Source organism: Ohtaekwangia sp. (genome assembly GCF_036786105.1).
Lineage (GTDB): Bacteria > Bacteroidota > Bacteroidia > Cytophagales > Cyclobacteriaceae > Ohtaekwangia.
In genome coordinates, this window is record NZ_DAIQRQ010000035.1 from 14,154 (window position 1) to 32,802 (window position 18,649).

Annotated in this window: 17 protein-coding genes; 7 read left to right on the top strand and 10 right to left on the bottom strand. The window is 43.4% G+C overall.

The window, feature by feature from the left end:
• Positions 1–61: 61 nt before the first annotated feature.
• Entirely contained in the window at positions 62–1,372 is a 1,311-nt protein-coding gene (gene rimO / locus V7Q33_RS14705; protein WP_333820312.1) for a 30S ribosomal protein S12 methylthiotransferase RimO, read from the bottom strand.
• 223 nt (positions 1,373–1,595) lie between these two features.
• Here rimO and V7Q33_RS14710 point away from each other — a divergent pair, with 223 nt between their 5' ends.
• On the top strand, positions 1,596–2,858 hold the full coding sequence (locus V7Q33_RS14710) for a DUF6452 family protein (RefSeq protein ID WP_333820313.1): 1,263 nt from the start codon (positions 1,596–1,598) through the stop codon (positions 2,856–2,858).
• 31 nt (positions 2,859–2,889) lie between these two features.
• Positions 2,890–3,522 carry a DUF6048 family protein gene (locus V7Q33_RS14715; RefSeq protein ID WP_331977738.1) on the top strand — a complete coding sequence of 211 codons (633 nt, stop codon included), beginning with the start codon at positions 2,890–2,892 and terminating at the stop codon, positions 3,520–3,522.
• Positions 3,523–3,593: 71 nt separating this feature from the next.
• Here the strand turns inward: V7Q33_RS14715 and ftsY are convergent, their stop codons facing one another.
• From ftsY to V7Q33_RS14745, 6 genes are all read right to left on the bottom strand, one after another.
• Positions 3,594–4,553 (bottom strand): signal recognition particle-docking protein FtsY, encoded by a 960-nt coding sequence (gene ftsY, locus V7Q33_RS14720; RefSeq protein ID WP_333820314.1) that lies wholly within the window; start codon positions 4,551–4,553, stop codon positions 3,594–3,596.
• A 96-nt stretch (positions 4,554–4,649) separates the two neighbouring features.
• On the bottom strand, positions 4,650–4,805 hold the full coding sequence (locus tag V7Q33_RS14725) for a DUF4295 domain-containing protein (protein ID WP_254092060.1): 156 nt from the start codon (positions 4,803–4,805) through the stop codon (positions 4,650–4,652).
• Positions 4,806–4,807: 2 nt separating this feature from the next.
• On the bottom strand, positions 4,808–4,990 hold the full coding sequence (rpmG, locus tag V7Q33_RS14730; protein WP_254092059.1) for a 50S ribosomal protein L33: 183 nt from the start codon (positions 4,988–4,990) through the stop codon (positions 4,808–4,810).
• A gap of 85 nt (positions 4,991–5,075) precedes the next feature.
• On the bottom strand, positions 5,076–5,315 hold the full coding sequence (rpmB, locus tag V7Q33_RS14735) for a 50S ribosomal protein L28 (RefSeq protein ID WP_331975507.1): 240 nt from the start codon (positions 5,313–5,315) through the stop codon (positions 5,076–5,078).
• Positions 5,316–5,414: 99 nt separating this feature from the next.
• Positions 5,415–6,065: an HAD family hydrolase gene (locus tag V7Q33_RS14740; RefSeq protein WP_331975505.1), complete on the bottom strand. Its 651-nt coding sequence runs from the start codon at positions 6,063–6,065 to the stop codon at positions 5,415–5,417.
• Positions 6,066–6,109: 44 nt separating this feature from the next.
• On the bottom strand, positions 6,110–8,323 hold the full coding sequence (locus V7Q33_RS14745; protein WP_333820315.1) for a T9SS type A sorting domain-containing protein: 2,214 nt from the start codon (positions 8,321–8,323) through the stop codon (positions 6,110–6,112).
• A 128-nt stretch (positions 8,324–8,451) separates the two neighbouring features.
• Between V7Q33_RS14745 and V7Q33_RS14750 the strand changes: the two genes are divergently transcribed.
• Both V7Q33_RS14750 and V7Q33_RS14755 read left to right on the top strand, forming a co-directional pair.
• Positions 8,452–9,741, top strand: a complete 1,290-nt coding sequence (locus tag V7Q33_RS14750; protein WP_333820316.1) for a UDP-N-acetylmuramoyl-tripeptide--D-alanyl-D-alanine ligase — start codon at positions 8,452–8,454, stop codon at positions 9,739–9,741.
• 38 nt (positions 9,742–9,779) lie between these two features.
• Positions 9,780–10,442: a DUF2461 domain-containing protein gene (locus V7Q33_RS14755; RefSeq protein WP_331975499.1), complete on the top strand. Its 663-nt coding sequence runs from the start codon at positions 9,780–9,782 to the stop codon at positions 10,440–10,442.
• Positions 10,443–10,462: 20 nt separating this feature from the next.
• Here V7Q33_RS14755 and V7Q33_RS14760 read toward each other — a convergent pair whose 3' ends face one another.
• On the bottom strand, positions 10,463–11,740 hold the full coding sequence (locus V7Q33_RS14760; RefSeq protein ID WP_331975497.1) for a sugar MFS transporter: 1,278 nt from the start codon (positions 11,738–11,740) through the stop codon (positions 10,463–10,465).
• A gap of 247 nt (positions 11,741–11,987) precedes the next feature.
• On the opposite strand from V7Q33_RS14760, the gene V7Q33_RS14765 reads away from it, so the two are divergent.
• Both V7Q33_RS14765 and V7Q33_RS14770 read left to right on the top strand, forming a co-directional pair.
• On the top strand, positions 11,988–12,905 hold the full coding sequence (locus tag V7Q33_RS14765) for a nucleotidyltransferase family protein (RefSeq protein WP_333820317.1): 918 nt from the start codon (positions 11,988–11,990) through the stop codon (positions 12,903–12,905).
• A gap of 85 nt (positions 12,906–12,990) precedes the next feature.
• Complete coding sequence (locus V7Q33_RS14770) at positions 12,991–14,007, top strand: phosphotransferase enzyme family protein (protein WP_333820318.1); 1,017 nt, start codon at positions 12,991–12,993, stop codon at positions 14,005–14,007.
• A gap of 87 nt (positions 14,008–14,094) precedes the next feature.
• Here V7Q33_RS14770 and V7Q33_RS14775 read toward each other — a convergent pair whose 3' ends face one another.
• Positions 14,095–15,174: a mannose-1-phosphate guanylyltransferase gene (locus V7Q33_RS14775; protein ID WP_331975491.1), complete on the bottom strand. Its 1,080-nt coding sequence runs from the start codon at positions 15,172–15,174 to the stop codon at positions 14,095–14,097.
• A gap of 71 nt (positions 15,175–15,245) precedes the next feature.
• Positions 15,246–16,214, bottom strand: a complete 969-nt coding sequence (locus V7Q33_RS14780; protein WP_331975515.1) for a KpsF/GutQ family sugar-phosphate isomerase — start codon at positions 16,212–16,214, stop codon at positions 15,246–15,248.
• 58 nt (positions 16,215–16,272) lie between these two features.
• Here V7Q33_RS14780 and recQ point away from each other — a divergent pair, with 58 nt between their 5' ends.
• On the top strand, positions 16,273–18,462 hold the full coding sequence (recQ, locus tag V7Q33_RS14785; RefSeq protein WP_331975513.1) for a DNA helicase RecQ: 2,190 nt from the start codon (positions 16,273–16,275) through the stop codon (positions 18,460–18,462).
• The last annotated feature ends 187 nt before the right edge of the window (positions 18,463–18,649 follow it).

Genomic DNA, 18,649 nt, shown 5'->3' on the forward strand with positions numbered 1-18,649 from the left:
AGCACTTGTAAAAAGCATTGGCCTGGTTGTTAACAAGTTGTTAAGACTTGCTGCGTAGTTCTTAAATCACCTCTCCGGTCAGGTCGAACTCCGATGCGTTCATAATCTTCACCGTTGTAAAATCACCAACACGCAGGTAATTATCCGGGCTATGAATGATTACTTCATTATCAACTTCCGGTGAATCAAATTCAGTACGGCCAATGAATGCGCCACCTTCTTTGCGGTCTACCAGTACTTTGTAAATCTTACCGATCTTTTGCTGATTAAGTTCCAGTGAAATGCCTTGTTGCAGCTCCATGATCTCATCTACACGTTGTTGCTTCACGTCATCCGGCACATCATCTGCCATTGAATATGAATGCGTATTCTCCTCGTGTGAGTATGCAAAAACACCGAGCCTGTCGAAGCGCGATCGCTCGATAAAACTTAGCATCTCCTGGTATTCTTCTTCAGTTTCTCCCGGGTGGCCGGCAATCATGGTAGTACGTATAGCAATGTCCGGCACCTTCTCACGAATGGTTTGCAGCAGCTCTTCAGTCTTCTCCCGTGTAGTGCCTCTGCGCATCAATTGTAACATACGAGTGGAGCCGTGCTGCAACGGTATATCTATATACTTGCAGATGTTAGAACGCTCCGCCATAACATCCAACGCATCCATTGGGAAACCTGCAGGGAATGCATAGTGCAGGCGTATCCAGTCAATACCTTCTACATCGGAGAGGCGTTGAAGAAGCTCTGCCAGATTTCTTTTCTTGTAAAGGTCAAGGCCATAATAGGTAGAGTCCTGCGCAATGAGCAACAACTCCTTCGTGCCGTTCTTGGCAAGGTTCTTTGCTTCCAGCACAAGCTCTTCCATAGGACGGGAAATATGGCCGCCCCGCATAATCGGAATCGCACAGAACGAACAAGGGCGATCGCATCCCTCTGATATTTTTAAATAGGCATAGTGGCTGGGATTGGTAAGAATACGCTCACCCACCAATTCGTTCTTATAGTCGGCTTTGAAAACTTTTAATAGTCGCGACAGATCGCGCGTACCGAACCAGGCATCAACATCAGGGATTTCCTTTTCAAGATCATCTTTATAGCGTTGTGAGAGGCATCCGGTTACATATACCTTGTCAACGATGCCCTCTTCCTTTGCATCAACATATCGTAAAATGGTATCGATAGATTCCTGCTTGGCATTGTCGATAAAGCCACATGTATTGATCACCACAACACTGGCATCGTCTTCTTTCGACTCATGCACAGCATCTATGCCGTTGCCTCGCAGTTGGGTTAACAGCACTTCGGAGTCTACCAGGTTCTTGGAGCACCCCAGTGTAACAATGTTGACTTTGGTTTTCTTATTTCCCTTCGTTTTCATTCGTATAAGTCGGATCGCAGGTTTCAGTCCACAACAATAACCATCTTTCAATGATTCACTTGATTCCGACAACCGATAGGCCGGCGGGAGAAAGCTTATTTCTGATTGAATTTTGATGTTTTATGACCGGAAGCGCTCCATTTCAAATGCAAAAATACTAAAAATAAATGGGCACAGAATTTGGGCATTGGGGCGTTAAAGTATCTTTACGGCCGCAAATTCTATGAAAAAAACAAGCTGGTTTATCTTTTGTCTCGTGCTGGCCGTGTCGTGCCTCGATGAACCGGACTGCTACCAGCTAAACAACGATTTGTTGGGAATTTCTTTTCATGTAATGGGCTCCACGGTTGCCGACACACTCAAGGCAACGCTGATCTCTTTTTCGGGCACGAACGCTACCACAGCCGATACTACCACGGCTATTTTACTGCCTCTGAATTATACGACCACTTCTACCAATATATTTTTTGCCAGGAGTGATGGCAGCAAAGATACCCTTGATCTGAAATATACTACCAAGGTCCAGTTTGTATCTGAAGACTGTGGTTCGCGGTATATTTTGTCGGGCCTTGACGTAATGCATTATTCGTTTGATTCAATTCGCCTGGTAAGTAATGCGCCTACCAAAAGTGGTGCGATCAATATTGAAGTATACCGCTGCCCGAAGGTGAAGTATGTAGGACTCACTTTGCAGCAACTCTATATATCCGGTACCAGCACGCAATCGGCAACAACATTGCCCGCTACGTTTAGCAGTATAACTGCCGATTTTAGTGGAGAGCAGATCTACGGCAACAACACGCGATCAACGCTATATCTTCCGGTAGATCTTACGAAAGAAACATCGACCTATACGTTTAATTTTACAGACAATTTTACCAACGGAAATAAGATCAAGAAGCTTACGGTTAACTACGATACGATCTGGAAAACACGCTATAAGCAATGTGGATTACAAGAGTTTGTAACCAACCTCAGGGTTGTAAATCCGGAAACACCCACTGCTCAGGATTTTGACACGGTGGCTGTAGCATTGAAGAGCAATGGCGATACACTCAATGTGTTGGGCGATCCTCCGGTAACAAACGTGAAGATCATGCGATGCCCGATTACCAACCTAACACAGATCGTGTTCCGTAAAGTGAATACTACCACTGCTGTGCAGGTGCACATAAAAAGAATTACCAACAACTACTCAAGCGATGAGTATTATGCCGGCGATACGACCAGCGTTGTAAAACTTCCGCTTAACCCTAATGCTGCAGTAACCAGTACAGAATTTTATATAGAATATACCGATCGATCGCAAATTGATACAGTATCGGTTCAATATACACTCACTACCAATACACTGTTTAAAGGATGCGGCCCACAAACTATATATTCCGATCTTGCAGAATTGGTGGCACATGATAATGTAATCGTTCTGGAAACCAATGATGTTAAATTTCCACCCGTCACAAACATTGCAGTCGAGGTTAATTAACATACTATTTATTCTACTGTTCAGTAGCACCGTGGTTTTCGCACAAAGCGATACTACGAAGGTGGACTCACTGGCTAAAAAAAGTTATATACCTACAGGTATACGATTCGGTGTGGATGCACTCTCTATAGCGAGAACCTTTTATAGCAAAACGTTTGATGGCTGGGAGGTAAATGCCGATGTTGATTTCGACCGTTACTATCTCGCCGTAGATTATGGCTATTGGGCCAGAACATATACTGGCGACAAAGCATTGTATGATAATAACGGGAGATATTTTCGTGTGGGAGCAGATGTTAATTTTCTTACGAAAGACCCCGAAAAGAATATGTTCTTCTTCGGTTTGCGTTACGGCCGGGCAACATTTTCCGAACACTTGAAAATAGAAAATGTACAGGATCCTACGTGGGGTTCGCTTGATACGCAGCTATCCAATAACAATATCAATGGCAGCTGGTTCGAGCTCGTTACGGGTTTGAAAGTAAAAATGTGGAAGTTTATCTGGATGGGATATACAGCCCGATTCAAATTTGGATTAAGCACCAATGAAACCGGCATCATGATGCCAAGCGATGTGCCGGGCTACGGCAGCACCGATAAACAATCTACGTGGGGATTCAATTATCAGCTGTTCTTCCGAATACCTACTCCGGTTAAGAAGTAAATGCAAGTCCGGAAGTCTGAAAGCTTTGTTTGATGAATTTTCCAGTAGCCAGAGGCTTGCAGCCTGCAGCCTTATTGGTTTTTCTTAAAGAGCGAGTCTACAAACTCCATACGGTCGAATACCTGCAGGTCGTTTACCTTTTCGCCAACACCTATATATTTTACCGGTATCTTAAATTCATTGGAGATGCCAATTACCACACCACCTTTTGCCGTGCCATCAAGTTTGGTTATGGCGAGCGCAGTAACCTCGGTAGCCTTGGTAAATTCCCTGGCTTGTATTACAGCATTTTGACCTGTGCTGCCATCGAGTACTAACAGAACTTCATGCGGTGCATCGGGTATAACTTTTTGCATCACACGCTTGATCTTGGTGAGTTCTGCCATCAGGTTTATTTTAGTATGAAGGCGACCTGCTGTATCGATGATGATGACATCGGCGTTTTGCTCGGCACCGGCTTTTACAGCATCAAATGCCACGGCCGAAGGATCGGTATTCATGCCGCGCGCAATTACCGGTACACCTACACGTTCGCCCCACAGCTTGAGTTGATCCACCGCTGCTGCACGAAATGTATCGGCCGCGCCTAATACTACATTTTTGCCTTTCTTTTTATACTGAGATGAGAGCTTACCTATAGTTGTAGTCTTGCCAACTCCGTTAACGCCTACGACCATGATCACGTATGGCTTTTTGCCTGCAGGCACATCAAATTCTTCAACTTCCTGTGCATTGGTTTCCGACAGCAGGGAAGCCACTTCTTCTTTTAAAATCCGGTCGAGTTCCGAAGTGCCCAGGTATTTATCGCGGGCCACCCGTTGTTGTATGCGTTCAATGATTTTAAGCGTTGTTTCTACCCCCACATCAGATGACACCAGAATCTCTTCAAGGCTGTCGAGTACATCATCATCCACGGTCGATTTCCCGACCAGCGCTTTGCCTAGTTTGCCAAAGAAACTCTCTTTGGATTTTTCCAATCCTTTATCGAGTGATTCTTTTTTGTCTTTAGAGAAAAGTCCGAACAATGCCATAAAAGGAAAATTTTAGTGTCGCATTCCTGCGAAGGGATAGCGCTGTAACAAAAAAAGTCCCTTGTGGGGACTTTTCAAATTTTTATACCAACTGGCTTATTTCTTAGCGAGTGTTTCTTTCACCAAGTCAGCTGGAACGATCTCTTCTTTGAAGGTATAAGCACCTGTCTTTTCAGACTTCACGGCACGGATCACTTTTGCAAAGCTCTTTCCGTCACCTTTTTTCAGGGTCGCAACTACTTTCTTTGCCATGGTTATTTAATTTCTTTGTGAACAGTAACTTTTTTCAGGATAGGATTGTACTTCTTCAGCTCCAATCTCTCAGTTGTGTTTTTGCGATTCTTGGTGGTGATATAACGGCTCATTCCTGGCTGGCCGCTGGTTTTATGCTCTGTGCACTCTAAGATCACCTGAATCCTGTTGCCTTTCTTTGCCATTGTCTTTTACGTTAGTCGTTAAACGTTATTGTTGATCGTTTTCTGGTTCGGATAACCTATAACCATTAACGATTTACGTGAAGTATTACAGTACCAGATTTCCGTTAGCTCTGGCTTCTTTCAATACAGCAGTGATACCATTCTTATTGATGGTCTTGATAGCCTTAGTAGAAAGCTTCAAGGTGATCCACTTATCTTCCTCAGGAATGTAGAAGCGTTTCTTCTGAAGGTTCGGCAAAAATCTACGCTTTGTCTTGTTGTTAGCGTGCGATACGTTGTTACCGATCTGAGGTCTCTTTCCAGTTATTTGACAAACTCGTGCCATAATTCACTCAATTTTAGGCCCTTCCAAAAAGGGATTGCAAATATCGGTAAAACCGACTCAATAATCCAAAGGCTAATTCAAATAATCCCAAGTCTTTTCCTAAAAAAGCCTGGAAATCAGTGTTTCCGGGTCCAGATTCTGAAAATCCTCTATAATAAAGTCTGTTTGACTCAACTCTTCCGGAGTATGTGTAGTGGTGATGCCCACAACTTTACAACCAGCAGCTTTGCCGGCTGCTACTCCTGAAAGAGAATCTTCAAACACAATGCAGTTTTCCGGTTTGTATCCCACGGCTGCTGCCGACTTCAGGTAAATTTCCGGATCGGGTTTGCCCTTGCTCACAAACGAATCGTCAAGAATGGTGGGGAAGAAACGTTCGGTGTTCGTTTTGGAAAGCGAGAAATCTACATTGGCGCGTGGCGCAGACGTTGCAACCGCCCGCGGAATGCCTGCCTTCTCTGCCTTCTCGAGAAATTCCATTAACCCATTTACCAGTTTAATGTCCTTGTCGTACAGCTTGCGATACAGTGCCTCTTTCTCTTCTGTATAAAGACGAATCTTTTCATCGCCAATATTTCCGAAAATATTCATGATCCAATCGCGGTTGGTGCGACCGTATATTTTTTCACGCAGCTCCTGCTCACTCAGGTTATAGCCGTGTTCTTTACAGAATTGAATCAGGGCAATTTTATGATACGGATTACTGTCGACAATCACACCATCCATGTCGAAGAGAAAAGCATACTTCATGTGCTCACGAATTAAAATCGTGCAAAGATGGAGGAATAGCCGAATTAATAAACTACAATTTTTTTAGACACCGATTGATTGTTCCACACAAAGCGCAGAATGTACAGGCCGCGGGCCAGTTGTGTCACTTCATCTACGATGTTTACTTCATTGGGCCGGATCACAATATTATCGCGAATGATTTGCCCGGTGCTCGAAAATATCTGCAAATAAACAGATCGGTCAGAAGATACATTGATAGTATTGCCCACCACTACTGGATTAGGATATATACCAATGACAGGTGGGCCCGACAACTCATTTGTATTATCATGGCGCAGCACCACCAGCCCGCCCGTTACATTGCCTGCAATAATCGCAGGGCGCGTTGTTCCAAAAATATTTACGACCGCAGGCCAGATTCTGCCTCCCAGGTTTTTTGCTTCATAGGTTTCAGAGAGTGTGTTCCATACAAGATTACCCACAGCATTGTCGGCATTGCTGGCCTGGCGGAAATTACTCACTATGCGAATTTCTCCGGTCTGGTCGCCAATCACCAAATCGCTCGCACCATCGCTATCCAGATCACCAACCGCACAAGCCAGGTTTTGACGCAGCACGCTCGATCCTATCGTTAAGTATGCATCGGTCTGTAAGGAGAAGTTGGGTGAATTGCCGCTGCCGGAATTTTTCCAATAATAAAGTGCTCCATTGCTTTTGCCCTGCAACAGGTCCATTTTCCCGTCAAGGTCTACATCGAGCACAGTTATGTTTTCAGTATAGGCCAGTTCGGATATTGTAGTAGGGTCAACATTAACAACCTGCAGATCGAGTGCAGAGAATTTTAAACCGGAAGACGATTGATTGGGAATGTAGTATAGTCGGGTGTAGCCGTCTTGCAGACTGGTAGCCGTAAATACCAGATCCGGCTTGCCATCGCTGTTGAAATCAGCAAACTGTATTTTCATGTTATAGAGAAATTCTGATGCGAGCCCCAGGTAATTATCTTCTATCAGCTTGAAGTGAGGAGATGTGCTGCTTCCTATATTTTCATAAACCTGTACAGTGGCTGCAATGTTTGCTGATGTATTCTGGCTGATGAAGAGATCGAAATCTCCATCTACATCAAAATCTGCGAAAGCGGGCACAGCATCATCGCCAACATCAATCATCTGATCTTGCAGGAAATTACTTTGAACGAATGAAAACGTAGGCTCTGCATTCGTGCCGGTGTTCTTATAATACCAGTTGGAGTTGGACAGATTGGTACTTAATATCGTTTTGGTAAATATATTCGGCGTAGAGATCAGATCCTTTAATCCATCGAAGTCTACATCTTCATAGTATGCGGCAGGGTATAAAAAGTTGGCAGCATTGGAGGATGGGAAGTTCACTTCTGATTCGATCACCGGACTCAACAAAGTGCCCTGGTTCGGTAGCATAAATAATTGAGAGCAGGTTGCTTCGGATAGAAGTATATCGAGCTGGCCGTCATGTGTTACATCCAGCATCAGCAAACTTTTTCCGCCTGCATGCTCAACCTTGCCGTTGGTAGTTCTGCATGCTGTTCCATTGTAGGCATATACACCGCAGGAACATTCTGTAAAATTCCCCCACGTGTTGGTGATCCTTTCAAAGTCAAGTGAGTCGCAGCGACTATAACGTTCCATGCCATAGTTCTGATGAAACTCGATGGTGCCATTGTTGGCAAACCGCACGTTGAAAATATCAAGGTCACCATCACCATCTACATCTGCTATATTGGGCAGGTCATCGAATTGCAACTGCAGGTTGATTTTGGTTGTAGAGTATCCTTTGGTGAGCAGCACTTCACTTTTGCCACCGCTGTCGTAGAATATATATTGTTTCCACGTTAATGTCTGGCCCGGCTGAGTAACGTTGGTATATACTTTTATGCCCAGAACGTTTCCGGTAAATACATCTTTCTTCCCATCGCAGTTGAAGTCGCGCAGCAATAGCCAGTTGGTAACATCACTTGGAAAAAACGATTCGTATTCCGGAGCATATTGATATTGATTGTTCTTGTTAAGGAATGTGAACAGTTTGCCAGCCATGCGTTCGAACAACACAAGATCCTCTACACCATCGTTATCAAGGTCCATAGTATTGTACTGAGCCGCATTAATTCCGCCAACCCAGGGCATACTAAGTGTTGCCTGTTTCCCCTCTACCGGAATGCTTTGATCGAGCGTATAGGTGAACTGTGCCTGAAGGCTCAAGGACAGGAGGAGAAGAAGGCAGAAAAAAAATGCTCTCATCAAAATAATTTTTCTTGTCACTATAACGTAGAGGCCTGACAGGCTGTTATCTTGCCACCAAGATACTTTTTCCTTCACACAATCGCTATGCGTATTGTGATGAAGGGACGAATTAAGCGAAGTTGATTATGACGAATATTGCCGACCTATATTCCAAATATTTACAATCCGGTAAAGTGTCTACCGATACGCGGCAGATCACACCCGGGTCTGTTTTCTTCGCCTTGCGAGGCGATCGTTTCAACGCCAACGAGTTTGCCGTGCAAGCATTAGAGAAAGGTGCAAGCTATGCTGTAATAGACGATGCATCCTTCAAAACAGACGAGCGCTGCATACTTGTAGAGAACGTATTGGAGACGTTGCAGGCATTGGCGCGACATCATCGCGATCAACTGAAAATTCCGGTGGTGGGCCTGACAGGTTCGAACGGAAAGACGACCAGTAAAGAACTGGTGAATGCTGTGCTGAGCCGGAAATTCAAGACCTATGCAACCAAAGGTAATCTCAATAATCATATTGGCGTTCCCCTTACGTTGCTCGCGATTGACTCTACGTATGAGGCAGCCGTTGTAGAGATGGGAGCAAACCATGTGGGTGAGATTGCATTGCTGTGCTCCATCGCCAATCCTACGCACGGCTTTATTACCAACATCGGCAAAGCGCACATCGGCACCTTTGGTGGATACGATAATATTATTCGTGCCAAATCGGAGCTTTATCAGCATCTGATTACTACGAAAGGAACGGTGTTTATCAACTCGCAAAACCCCATTTTGGCAAACATGGCCAAGCGGTTTGAAAACCCTATACTATATCCTGCTATTCATGATTACTATCACTGTGAGTTGATTGGTGCAGATCCCTGTGTGAAATTGAAAGCAGAAAATAGCGAGGAAGTAACCACACACCTCATTGGTACGTACAACTTTGAAAATATAGCAGCTGCCCTATGCATTGGTAAATACTTTGGCGTGGAGGCTGCAAAGGCAAATGAAGCGGTTGCCAGCTATATACCGGCCAACATGCGTTCTCAGATGGTGAGCAAAGCAACGAACATCATTATACTGGACGCTTATAATGCAAATCCAAGTTCCATGCAGGCGGCTATTGAGAATATGGCTGCAATGAAGGCTGCCCGAAAGGTAGTGATATTGGGAGATATGTTTGAGCTGGAGGAAGAAGCGGAGAAAGAACATCGCGCGCTCGGCAAGCTGATCAAAGAGAAAGGTTTGAAAGAAGTATATCTTTGTGGTAATCTCATAAAAACAGCGTTGGAAGAAATTCCTTTTGCGAAGCATTTTACCACGAAAGAAGCGTTGATGGAACAACTGAGAAAAGATGAAATCACCCAAGCAGCTATACTGGTGAAAGCTTCGCGTGGTATAGGGCTTGAAACGGTGGTGGAAGTTTTTAATTAGCGATGGTATAAATCGATTCATTTTAAGTTTATCAAAATATGGATTTCGCACTCATTCTGAAATTTCTTAAAGACCTGGCGAAGAACAATAACCGTGAGTGGTTCGACAAGAACAAAGACCGCTATCTCGAAGCGAAAGATGCGTTTGATGTTGTAGTAGCTGAGCTGCTGCAGGAGATGATAAAGTTTGATGAATCGCTGGGAGGACTCGATCCAAAGAAGCTGGTGTTCAGAATATACCGCGATGTGCGGTTTAGCAAAGACAAGCGACCCTATAAGAATAATTTTGGTGCCGCTATATCTTCCGAAGGTAAAGGGCTTGGTATACCAGGTTACTATTTTCAGGTGCAGCCTGGTGGCAGCAGCTTTGTTGCTATAGGCTTGTTTCAACCAAAACCAGAGCTACTGGCCAGCGTGCGACAGGAGATTGACTATAATGGTGATCGTCTGCAAAAGATCTTTAATGAAAAGAAATTCAAAAGTAACTTTTCAAAATTTTGGGATGAAGATGCATTGAAGAAAGCGCCGAAAGGTTATTCGCCCGATCATCCGCATGCCGACTGGCTGAAGCTAAAGAGCTTTATTGTAGAGCACAGCTTTAGCGACAGCGAGGTAACGGACAAGAAATTTATGAAGCAGGTAGTAGATACATTTAAATCGGCAAAGCCTCTGAATGACTTTTTGAAAGAAGCGATCTCGTAAGATCGCTTCTTTTGTTTATGTCATTTGCTCTTACCCACCAAATAGCCCTTCATTGAATAGAAGAGTATATAAAAATAGCATGGTAACATGAGCAGAAAGAATACCCATTGAAAGTTGTAATGATCTTTCAGGCTTGCAAATATTTTGGGGATAATAGCGCCACCTGCTATACCCATTACCAAGAGCGCAGAGCCGCGCTCTGTGAATTTACCCAGGCCGTCAATCGCCAATGGCCAAATAGCAGGCCACATCAATGCATTAGCAAGACCTAGGGCTCCCACAAATCCAACCGATACATACCCACTGGTAAACACAGCACCCGCAGTAAAAATTACTCCAAGCCATGCTGAAATTTTTAGCGCAGTTTGCTGCGACATATATTTAGGAATTGTAATCAACCCAATGATATAGCCAATCAGCATAGTGATCAAGGTAAACGAAGTAAAGTACTTTGTTTCGTCAGAAGGAATGTTAAATCCTTTTCCATAAGTACCGATGGCGTCTCCTGCCATTACCTCAACGCCTACATATACAAAAATGCAAAAGGCACCAAGTAACAAATGGGGGAACTGAAGAATGCTGGTCTTGCTTTTTGATAGCTTGCTGTCGGAAGGAGTAACGTTAACCTCACTTGCTTTTATTTCGGGTAATGCTGATTTTAAAATCCACACACCGAGTAACACCAATACAACTGCCATAATCATGTAAGGCGTATATATTTTGGCAGCAAACTCATTTAGTAAGGTATTCTTGATCTCGGGTGTTGAAGCGCCCTTTATCTCTTCTTCCAGTTTACCGATGCCGGTCAGTACAAAGGTTCCAAGGATAATAGGACTCGATATACCAGCAATCTTATTACAGATACCCATTATACTGATACGCTGTGCTGCACTTTCGATGGGCCCCAGTATGCTGATATAAGGATTGGAAGCTGTTTGTAATAACGATAATCCAGAGCCTATAGTAAATAGTCCAATGAGCGATACTGTATAATTGCGTTGCGTAGCATACGTTCCAAATACGAACGTACCGATGGCCATTACTACCAGGCCGAAGGCCATACCTTTTTTCATCCCCGTCTTTTCAAGAATCCATGAAGAAGGTATGGCAAGGAAAAAATATGCGAGATAAAAAGCAGTTGTTACCAGGAAAGCTTCTGAATCGGTGTTGAGGGAGAATGCAAGCTTTACAAAAGTGATGAGGGGCCCGTTTAGCCACGTCACAAATCCGAAAATAAAAAACAGCACCCCGATGATAATCATCGGCACGAGGTATTCATTCTTTTGGTTCGTTGTCATGATACGATTCAGGTTAAGGTTTAGGTGGTTACTATGATTGTGTGTGCCTTATACACACCGCTTTCTTCTTAAAACTTTTATTTTTGCGCCTTATAATTTTTTAACAATCGTGGTGTTTTTTGAAAGCCCCTTTCAAGCCATTTCCGGAAGATCCTATGAACTTCCGATAAAACCTAATAAACCGCTTCAAATGCGAGTGTTTGCGGAAACACCAAGCTCTAATATTTCTGAAATAAACTAAAACACAATGGACACACCAAATCGCACACAAAAAAAAGTGGCTCTACTCGTTATGGCAGCTGGTATCGGGAGCCGCTATGGTGGCATTAAACAGATCGATGGATTCGGCCCGAATGGCGAAACTATTATGGATTATTCCCTTTTTGATGCTGTTCGCGCAGGTTTTACAAAAGTTGTCTTTATCGTGCGCGATGAGATACTCGAAACCGTAAAAGAAAAATTTTTACCCAAGCTTCAGGGGAAAGTAGAAGTAGAATTTGTAGTACAGTCGATAGATAAGTTGATCCCGCCTCAGTATAAAAATGCAGAACGCACAAAACCATGGGGCACAGGCCATGCCCTGTTATGCGCGAAAGATGTTATTAATGAACCTTTTATTGCCATTAATGCCGATGACTTTTATGGTAAGGATGCGTTTGCATCGGTAGCAAACTATTTTAAGAGCGATACTACCGGTGCTCATGCTATGGTGGGCTTCACGCTTAGCAAAGTGTTATCGGAGCATGGCAGCGTTTCGCGTGGTGTTGGCGAAGCGGATAAAGACGGTTATCTCCAATCGGTTGTCGAGCGCACTACCATTGTGCAGGAAAATGGCAAGATCATTTCGAGAGAGAAAGAAGGCGATCGAATACTCGACCCGAACGCACCTACTTCTATGAACTTCTGGGGCTTTCATCCTGAAGTGTTCAAACTGGCAGCATCGATGTTTGACGACTTCTTAAAAGAATATCATTCAAACCTGAAGTCTGAGTTTTATATACCGCTAATTGTAAACGAGCTCATTCACCGCGGCATCGGCAAAGTAAAAGTGCTCGGTGGCGGAAACATCTGGTTTGGCGTTACCTATAAAGAAGACAAAGAAGAAGTATCGTCTAAGATCAAGGCATTGATCAGGCAAGGCGATTACCCCGAGAAACTCTGGTAGCATTCTGTTTTAGACCATCAGCAGGCACATGTAGATTTACATGTGCCTGTTTTTTTATAGCATCATTTCATTTGTATTTTGCTACATGGAGTTGAGAAATATTTTACAGGCATTTGGTCTTGCCGCTGGCGACTTTAGCATTGATCGCATCAGCGCAGGCTATATTAATCATACCTATAAATTAACGAACGGCATCTCCTATGTACTGCAGCGGCTGAACAAGCAGGTATTCAAACAACCTGACGTAGTAGCAGGCAATATTCGCACGGCTGCAAGCTATCTGGCACAGCATCATCCAGATTATTTGTTTCTTTCTCCAGTACGAACACGCGCAGGCCAGGAGATGATGTATGATGATGAGGGATTCCCCTGGCGATTGTTCCCCTATATAAACAATACAATAACCGTTAATAAAGTGGAAACGGAACAGGAAGCATTTAATGCCGCCAGTGGATTTGCTCGTCTTACGAAAAAGTTAGCAGGCGCTGATACTTCGTTGTTCCATGCTACCATCGAACGCTTTCATGATCTTACCTGGCGACTTGAGCAATTTGAAGAAGCTTTGCTGAAAACTTCTGCAGAGCGCAAAGAGAAGGCGGCTGCAGCCATTGCTATCGCTCAACGCTATATATACCTGGTTGATCATTACCGCGCGCAAGTAGCAGGTGGCGCGCTTAAATTGAGGATTATGCATAACGATACCAAGATCAATAATATACTGTTTGATGCCACTACACGAAAAGATGTTTGCGTGATAGACCTTGATACGTTAATGCCCGGATATTTTATCTACGACCTCGGCGATATGATTCGCACGTTTGTTAGTCCGGTGGATGAAGAAGTAAAAGACCCGTCACAAATCCGCCTGCGGCAAAATATATACGATGCCGTGGTAAAAGGATATCTCTCCGAAATGAACAATATACTTACGGAAGAAGAGAAAATGTCAATAGAATTTTCCGGGCAGATGATGACCTATATTATGGGCCTTCGTATGTTGACCGATTTCCTGAACGGAGATATATACTATCAAACAACGTATCCCGGGCAGAACTTAGTAAGAGCTGCAAATCAATTACGATTGCTTGAACTGCTTACGTAAAAGCAAATCCCACAGAACTCACGGAAAAACACAGAAAATATATTCTTAAGTATTCTGTGTAGTTCTGTGTAATCTGTGGGAGAGCTATTAAATAAACTCATTTGCATTTGGACGTGTCTTCACATCGTTCACGAACTTGCGGAATTGCTCCTCTTTATCTTTCTCACAAACAATCAATACGTTGCCAAACTCACCTACCAGATAGCCGTTCAATCCCTGCACAACAATCAGTTTATCAGGAGAGCCTTTAATAATACTGTTGCGTGTTTCGTAAGTCAGTGCGTTAGCAGCCAATACATTGTTGTTGTCGTCCTTATCGGAAATCTCGTGGATTGATCCCCACGATCCCAAGTCACTCCATGTAAAATTACCAAGGCATACATATACATTACCCGCCTTCTCCATAATGCCGTAATCGATAGATATACTCTTGCTTTGCGAGTAAGCCGAGAGAATGGATTCCTTTTCTTCTGCTGAGCCGAGTTTCGGTTTAACGATATCATCAAACACTTCTGCTGTCTCTGGCAAATGTTCATGAAAAGCATTGATAATGGCTCTTACGCCCCAGATGAAAATTCCGGAGTTCCACACAAAATCACCGCTCTCTAAAAATTTCTTGGCCAGCGATAACTCCGGTTTTTCAGTAAACGTCTTCACCTTTTTGGCAAAAACTTTTTCAGTATGATACTGTATATAGCCATAACCTGTTTCAGGCCGTGTAGGAGTAATGCCCAGTGTTATGAGTTTATCCTGGCTCTTAGCCTGGTCAGCAGCTTTCTTGATCACATCGAGGAATTCCGCCTCTTTTAGTATCAGATGATCGGAGGGGGTAACTACAATTACTGCATTGGAATCGCGTTGCTCAATTTTATAACTCGCGTACGCTATACAACACGCCGTATTTTTGCGCATAGGTTCTGTCAGCACCTGATCTTCCATGATCTGAGGAAGTTGCTGCCTAACGAGTGAAGCATGCTCCTCATGGGTAACTACATATATATTTTCCGCCGGGCATATAGGCAGGAAGCGTTCAAACGTAGACTGAAGAAGGGTTTTACCAGTGCCCAGCACATCAAGAAATTGCTTGGGTTTAGAATTGCGGCTATAGGGCCAAAAGCGCACGCCTACGCCACCGGCCATAAGCACAACATATAAGTTTTTGTTCATTTAGTTTTAGTAGTAAGACGTTTTACAAAAGACGGTAGTAGCAGAATTTTATGAAAGTTTTTTTTAATTTTTTAGACAATTCCCTCTTTGAGCAAGTCGTGGAGGTGTATGAACCCTACAATATGATCACCACTCATTACGGGAAGTTGCGTAATATTATTCTCCTGCATTTGATGTAAGGCTTTCACGGCAAATTCATCTTTTTCAATTCTTTTCGGAGAACGGGTCATAATCTCAGATGCCTGGATGTCGGCCAGATTCGTGTTCTTTTCAAGCATACGTCTCAAGTCACCATCGGTAATTATTCCCAATAGCTTTTTGTCAGCATCTACCACAGCAGTACAACCAAGTCGTTTTGATGAAATTTCCAAAATAACCTCCTTTAACGGAGCCTCTGGTTTTACGAGCGGTAAAGCGTTGTTGGTAAATACATCTGATACTTTCAGATATAGCTGCTTGCCTAATGCTCCGCCAGGATGATATTCTGCAAAATCGCGACTGGTAAAGTCGCGTATTTCAAGCAGGCTTACAGCGAGTGCATCACCCATGGCCAGATGTGCAGTAGTACTTGTAGTGGGTGCAAGGTTATGCGGGCATGCTTCTTCTGCAATCGTTGCATTTAACACGAAATCGGCTTGCTGTGCTAAATATGAATTTGTATTGCTAACTAAAGCAACAAGCTTTGAGCCTCTTCGTTTGAGTAGGGGAACTAAAACTTTGATCTCTGGTGTATTACCACTTTTAGAGATACAGATCACTATATCTTCTTTCTGAATCATGCCGAGATCGCCGTGAATTGCATCGGCAGCATGCATGAAAATTGAAGGTGTACCAGTGGAGTTTAACGTAGCAACAATTTTATTGGCGATGATGGCACTTTTGCCAACGCCTGTTATGACAACGCGGCCTTTCGCGGAATAAATTTCTTTAACACAGGCTTCGAAATCGTCATCAATAAAATTGGTGAGATTCTGAATTGCTAAGGATTCATTTATTAATACATCCTGTGCAATTTTTTTAATATTTTTTCCTAAATTCAATGCCTTTTCAAAATTAGCTTTGTTTACGGACAAAGATATAACTTATCAAGACGAAATGATGTTGGTCGAAGAGAAAGATGCGCTAAAAGAAAGACTCAAGCAGATATTTGGGTATAGCCAGTTTCGCGGAAATCAGGAGACGATTATCCGCAACTTGCTGGATGGAAGGAATACATTTGTCATAATGCCTACAGGGGCGGGTAAATCTTTGTGCTATCAATTGCCTGCCATGATCAATGATGGATTAGCGATTGTTATATCGCCACTCATTGCTCTTATGAAGAACCAGGTTGATCAGATGAACGCGTACGGAGTAAACGCACGCTTCCTCAATTCAACACTTAGTAAAAGTGAAATTACCAGGCTGAAGAAGGATTGTATGAATGGTAACGTAAAACTTCTTTACGTTGCACCGGAATCATTGAACAAGGAAGAGACTATAGAATTTCTTAAGAAAGTAAATGTCTCTTTTGTTGCTATTGATGAAGCTCACTGTATATCAGAATGGGGACACGATTTTCGTCCGGAGTATAGAAGAATTAAAGCCATGATTCAGAACCTCGGTGATATGCCGGTAATTGCACTTACAGCAACCGCTACCCCGAAGGTACAGATAGATATACAGAAGAACCTGCAAATGGAAGAAGCAGATGTTTTCATCTCTTCCTTCAATCGCAAAAATTTATACTATGAGGTTCGTCCAAAGAAAGAGACGAAGAAGCAGCTCATCAAATTTCTGAAAGATCACAAAGGTAAATCGGGTGTGATCTATTGCCTTAGCCGCAAGAAGGTTGAGGAAATAGCACAGTTACTTAACGTAAATGGGTTTAAGGCAGCGCCATATCATGCCGGTCTCGACCCGGATGTGCGTATGAAAAACCAGGACGACTTCCTCAATGAAGAAGTTGATATCATCGTAGCAACCATCGCATTCGGTATGGGTATAGATAAACCGGATGTTCGTTTCGTGATTCACTACGATGTACCCAAATCACTCGAAGGATATTATCAGGAAACCGGTCGCGCGGGTCGCGATGGTCTCGAAGGACTTTGCTTAATGTTCTATAGTCATAACGACTTGAACAAACTTGAAAAGTTCAACAAAGACAAGCCGGTACAAGAGCGTGAGAATGCGCGTATACTTTTGCAGGAGATGGAGTACTATGCCGAATCTCCGGTATGTCGCAGAAGACAACTGCTGCATTACTTTGGTGAAGAGTATAAACAGGAAAACTGTGGTATGTGCGACAACTGCGTGCATCCACGCGAACGTTTTGATGGTAGCGAAGCTGTGAAGTTTGTACTGCAGGCAACCAAGCAAACCAACGAACGCTTTGGCTTGAATCACCTGGTAAATGTTATTCGTGGTGTAGAAGATGAATATGTAAAAAGCTACGGTCACTTCGACCTGTCAGTATATGGCAAAGGTGCAGACGAAGATGCCGACTATTGGAAATCTGTAATCCGTCAAACACTCATTTACCAGTATCTCGAAAAAGATATCGATAATATAGGGGCGTTGAAGATCACGCATAAGGGTGAAGATTTCCTGAAGAAGCCTCATGCTATTGAGCTGGCGCGAGATCACGACTTCACCACCGAGGTTGATGAAGAGGAGGAATCAGCAGAGCGTACACCGGTTAATACAAAGTCGTATGACGTGAAGCTCTTCGAAATACTGAAGACCCTTCGTAAGAAGATTGCGAAAGAGAAGAACCTGCCTCCGTATGTGATCTTCCAGGATCCGTCACTCGAAGAGATGGCAACAACCTATCCTACTACCAAAGACGACCTCGCGCAGGTAAACGGTGTAGGCATGGGTAAAGTGAATAAGTTCGGAAAAGAATTTCTGGAAGTTATTCAAAACTATGTTGACGAGAATGATATTGAGACTGCCAGCGAAGTAGTTGTAAAGGCATCGGTTAATAAATCGAAGACCAAGATCTTCATCATCCAGCAGATCGATCGCAAAGTGGATCTCGAAGAGATCGCAGAAACCATCAACATGTCGTTTGAAGATATGCTGACGGAAATCGAGAACATCTGTTATTCGGGAACGAAGCTGAATCTGAACTACTACATCGACCAGGTGCTCGATCAACACAAACAAGACGATATACATGACTACTTTATGAACGCAGAGACGGATGACCTCGAAGCAGCGCTCAATGATGATTCGATCGCAGATTACTCTGAAGAAGAAATCCGGATGATGCGCATCAAGTTCATGTCAGAATATGCAAACTAATTAGAGATAGCCGTTATCGGTTAATCGTTATCAGAGAAACGTGAATGGGCCTCCGTTCACGTTTTTTTATTGCTGTCAACTTCCCTTTCCCTCATCAGCATTATTTCGAATATCGAATAAGGATCACTGCATAACCAAAGTATACCTCCGATGGCTGGTAGCCAGAAGCTTCCAGCTATTTTTTATT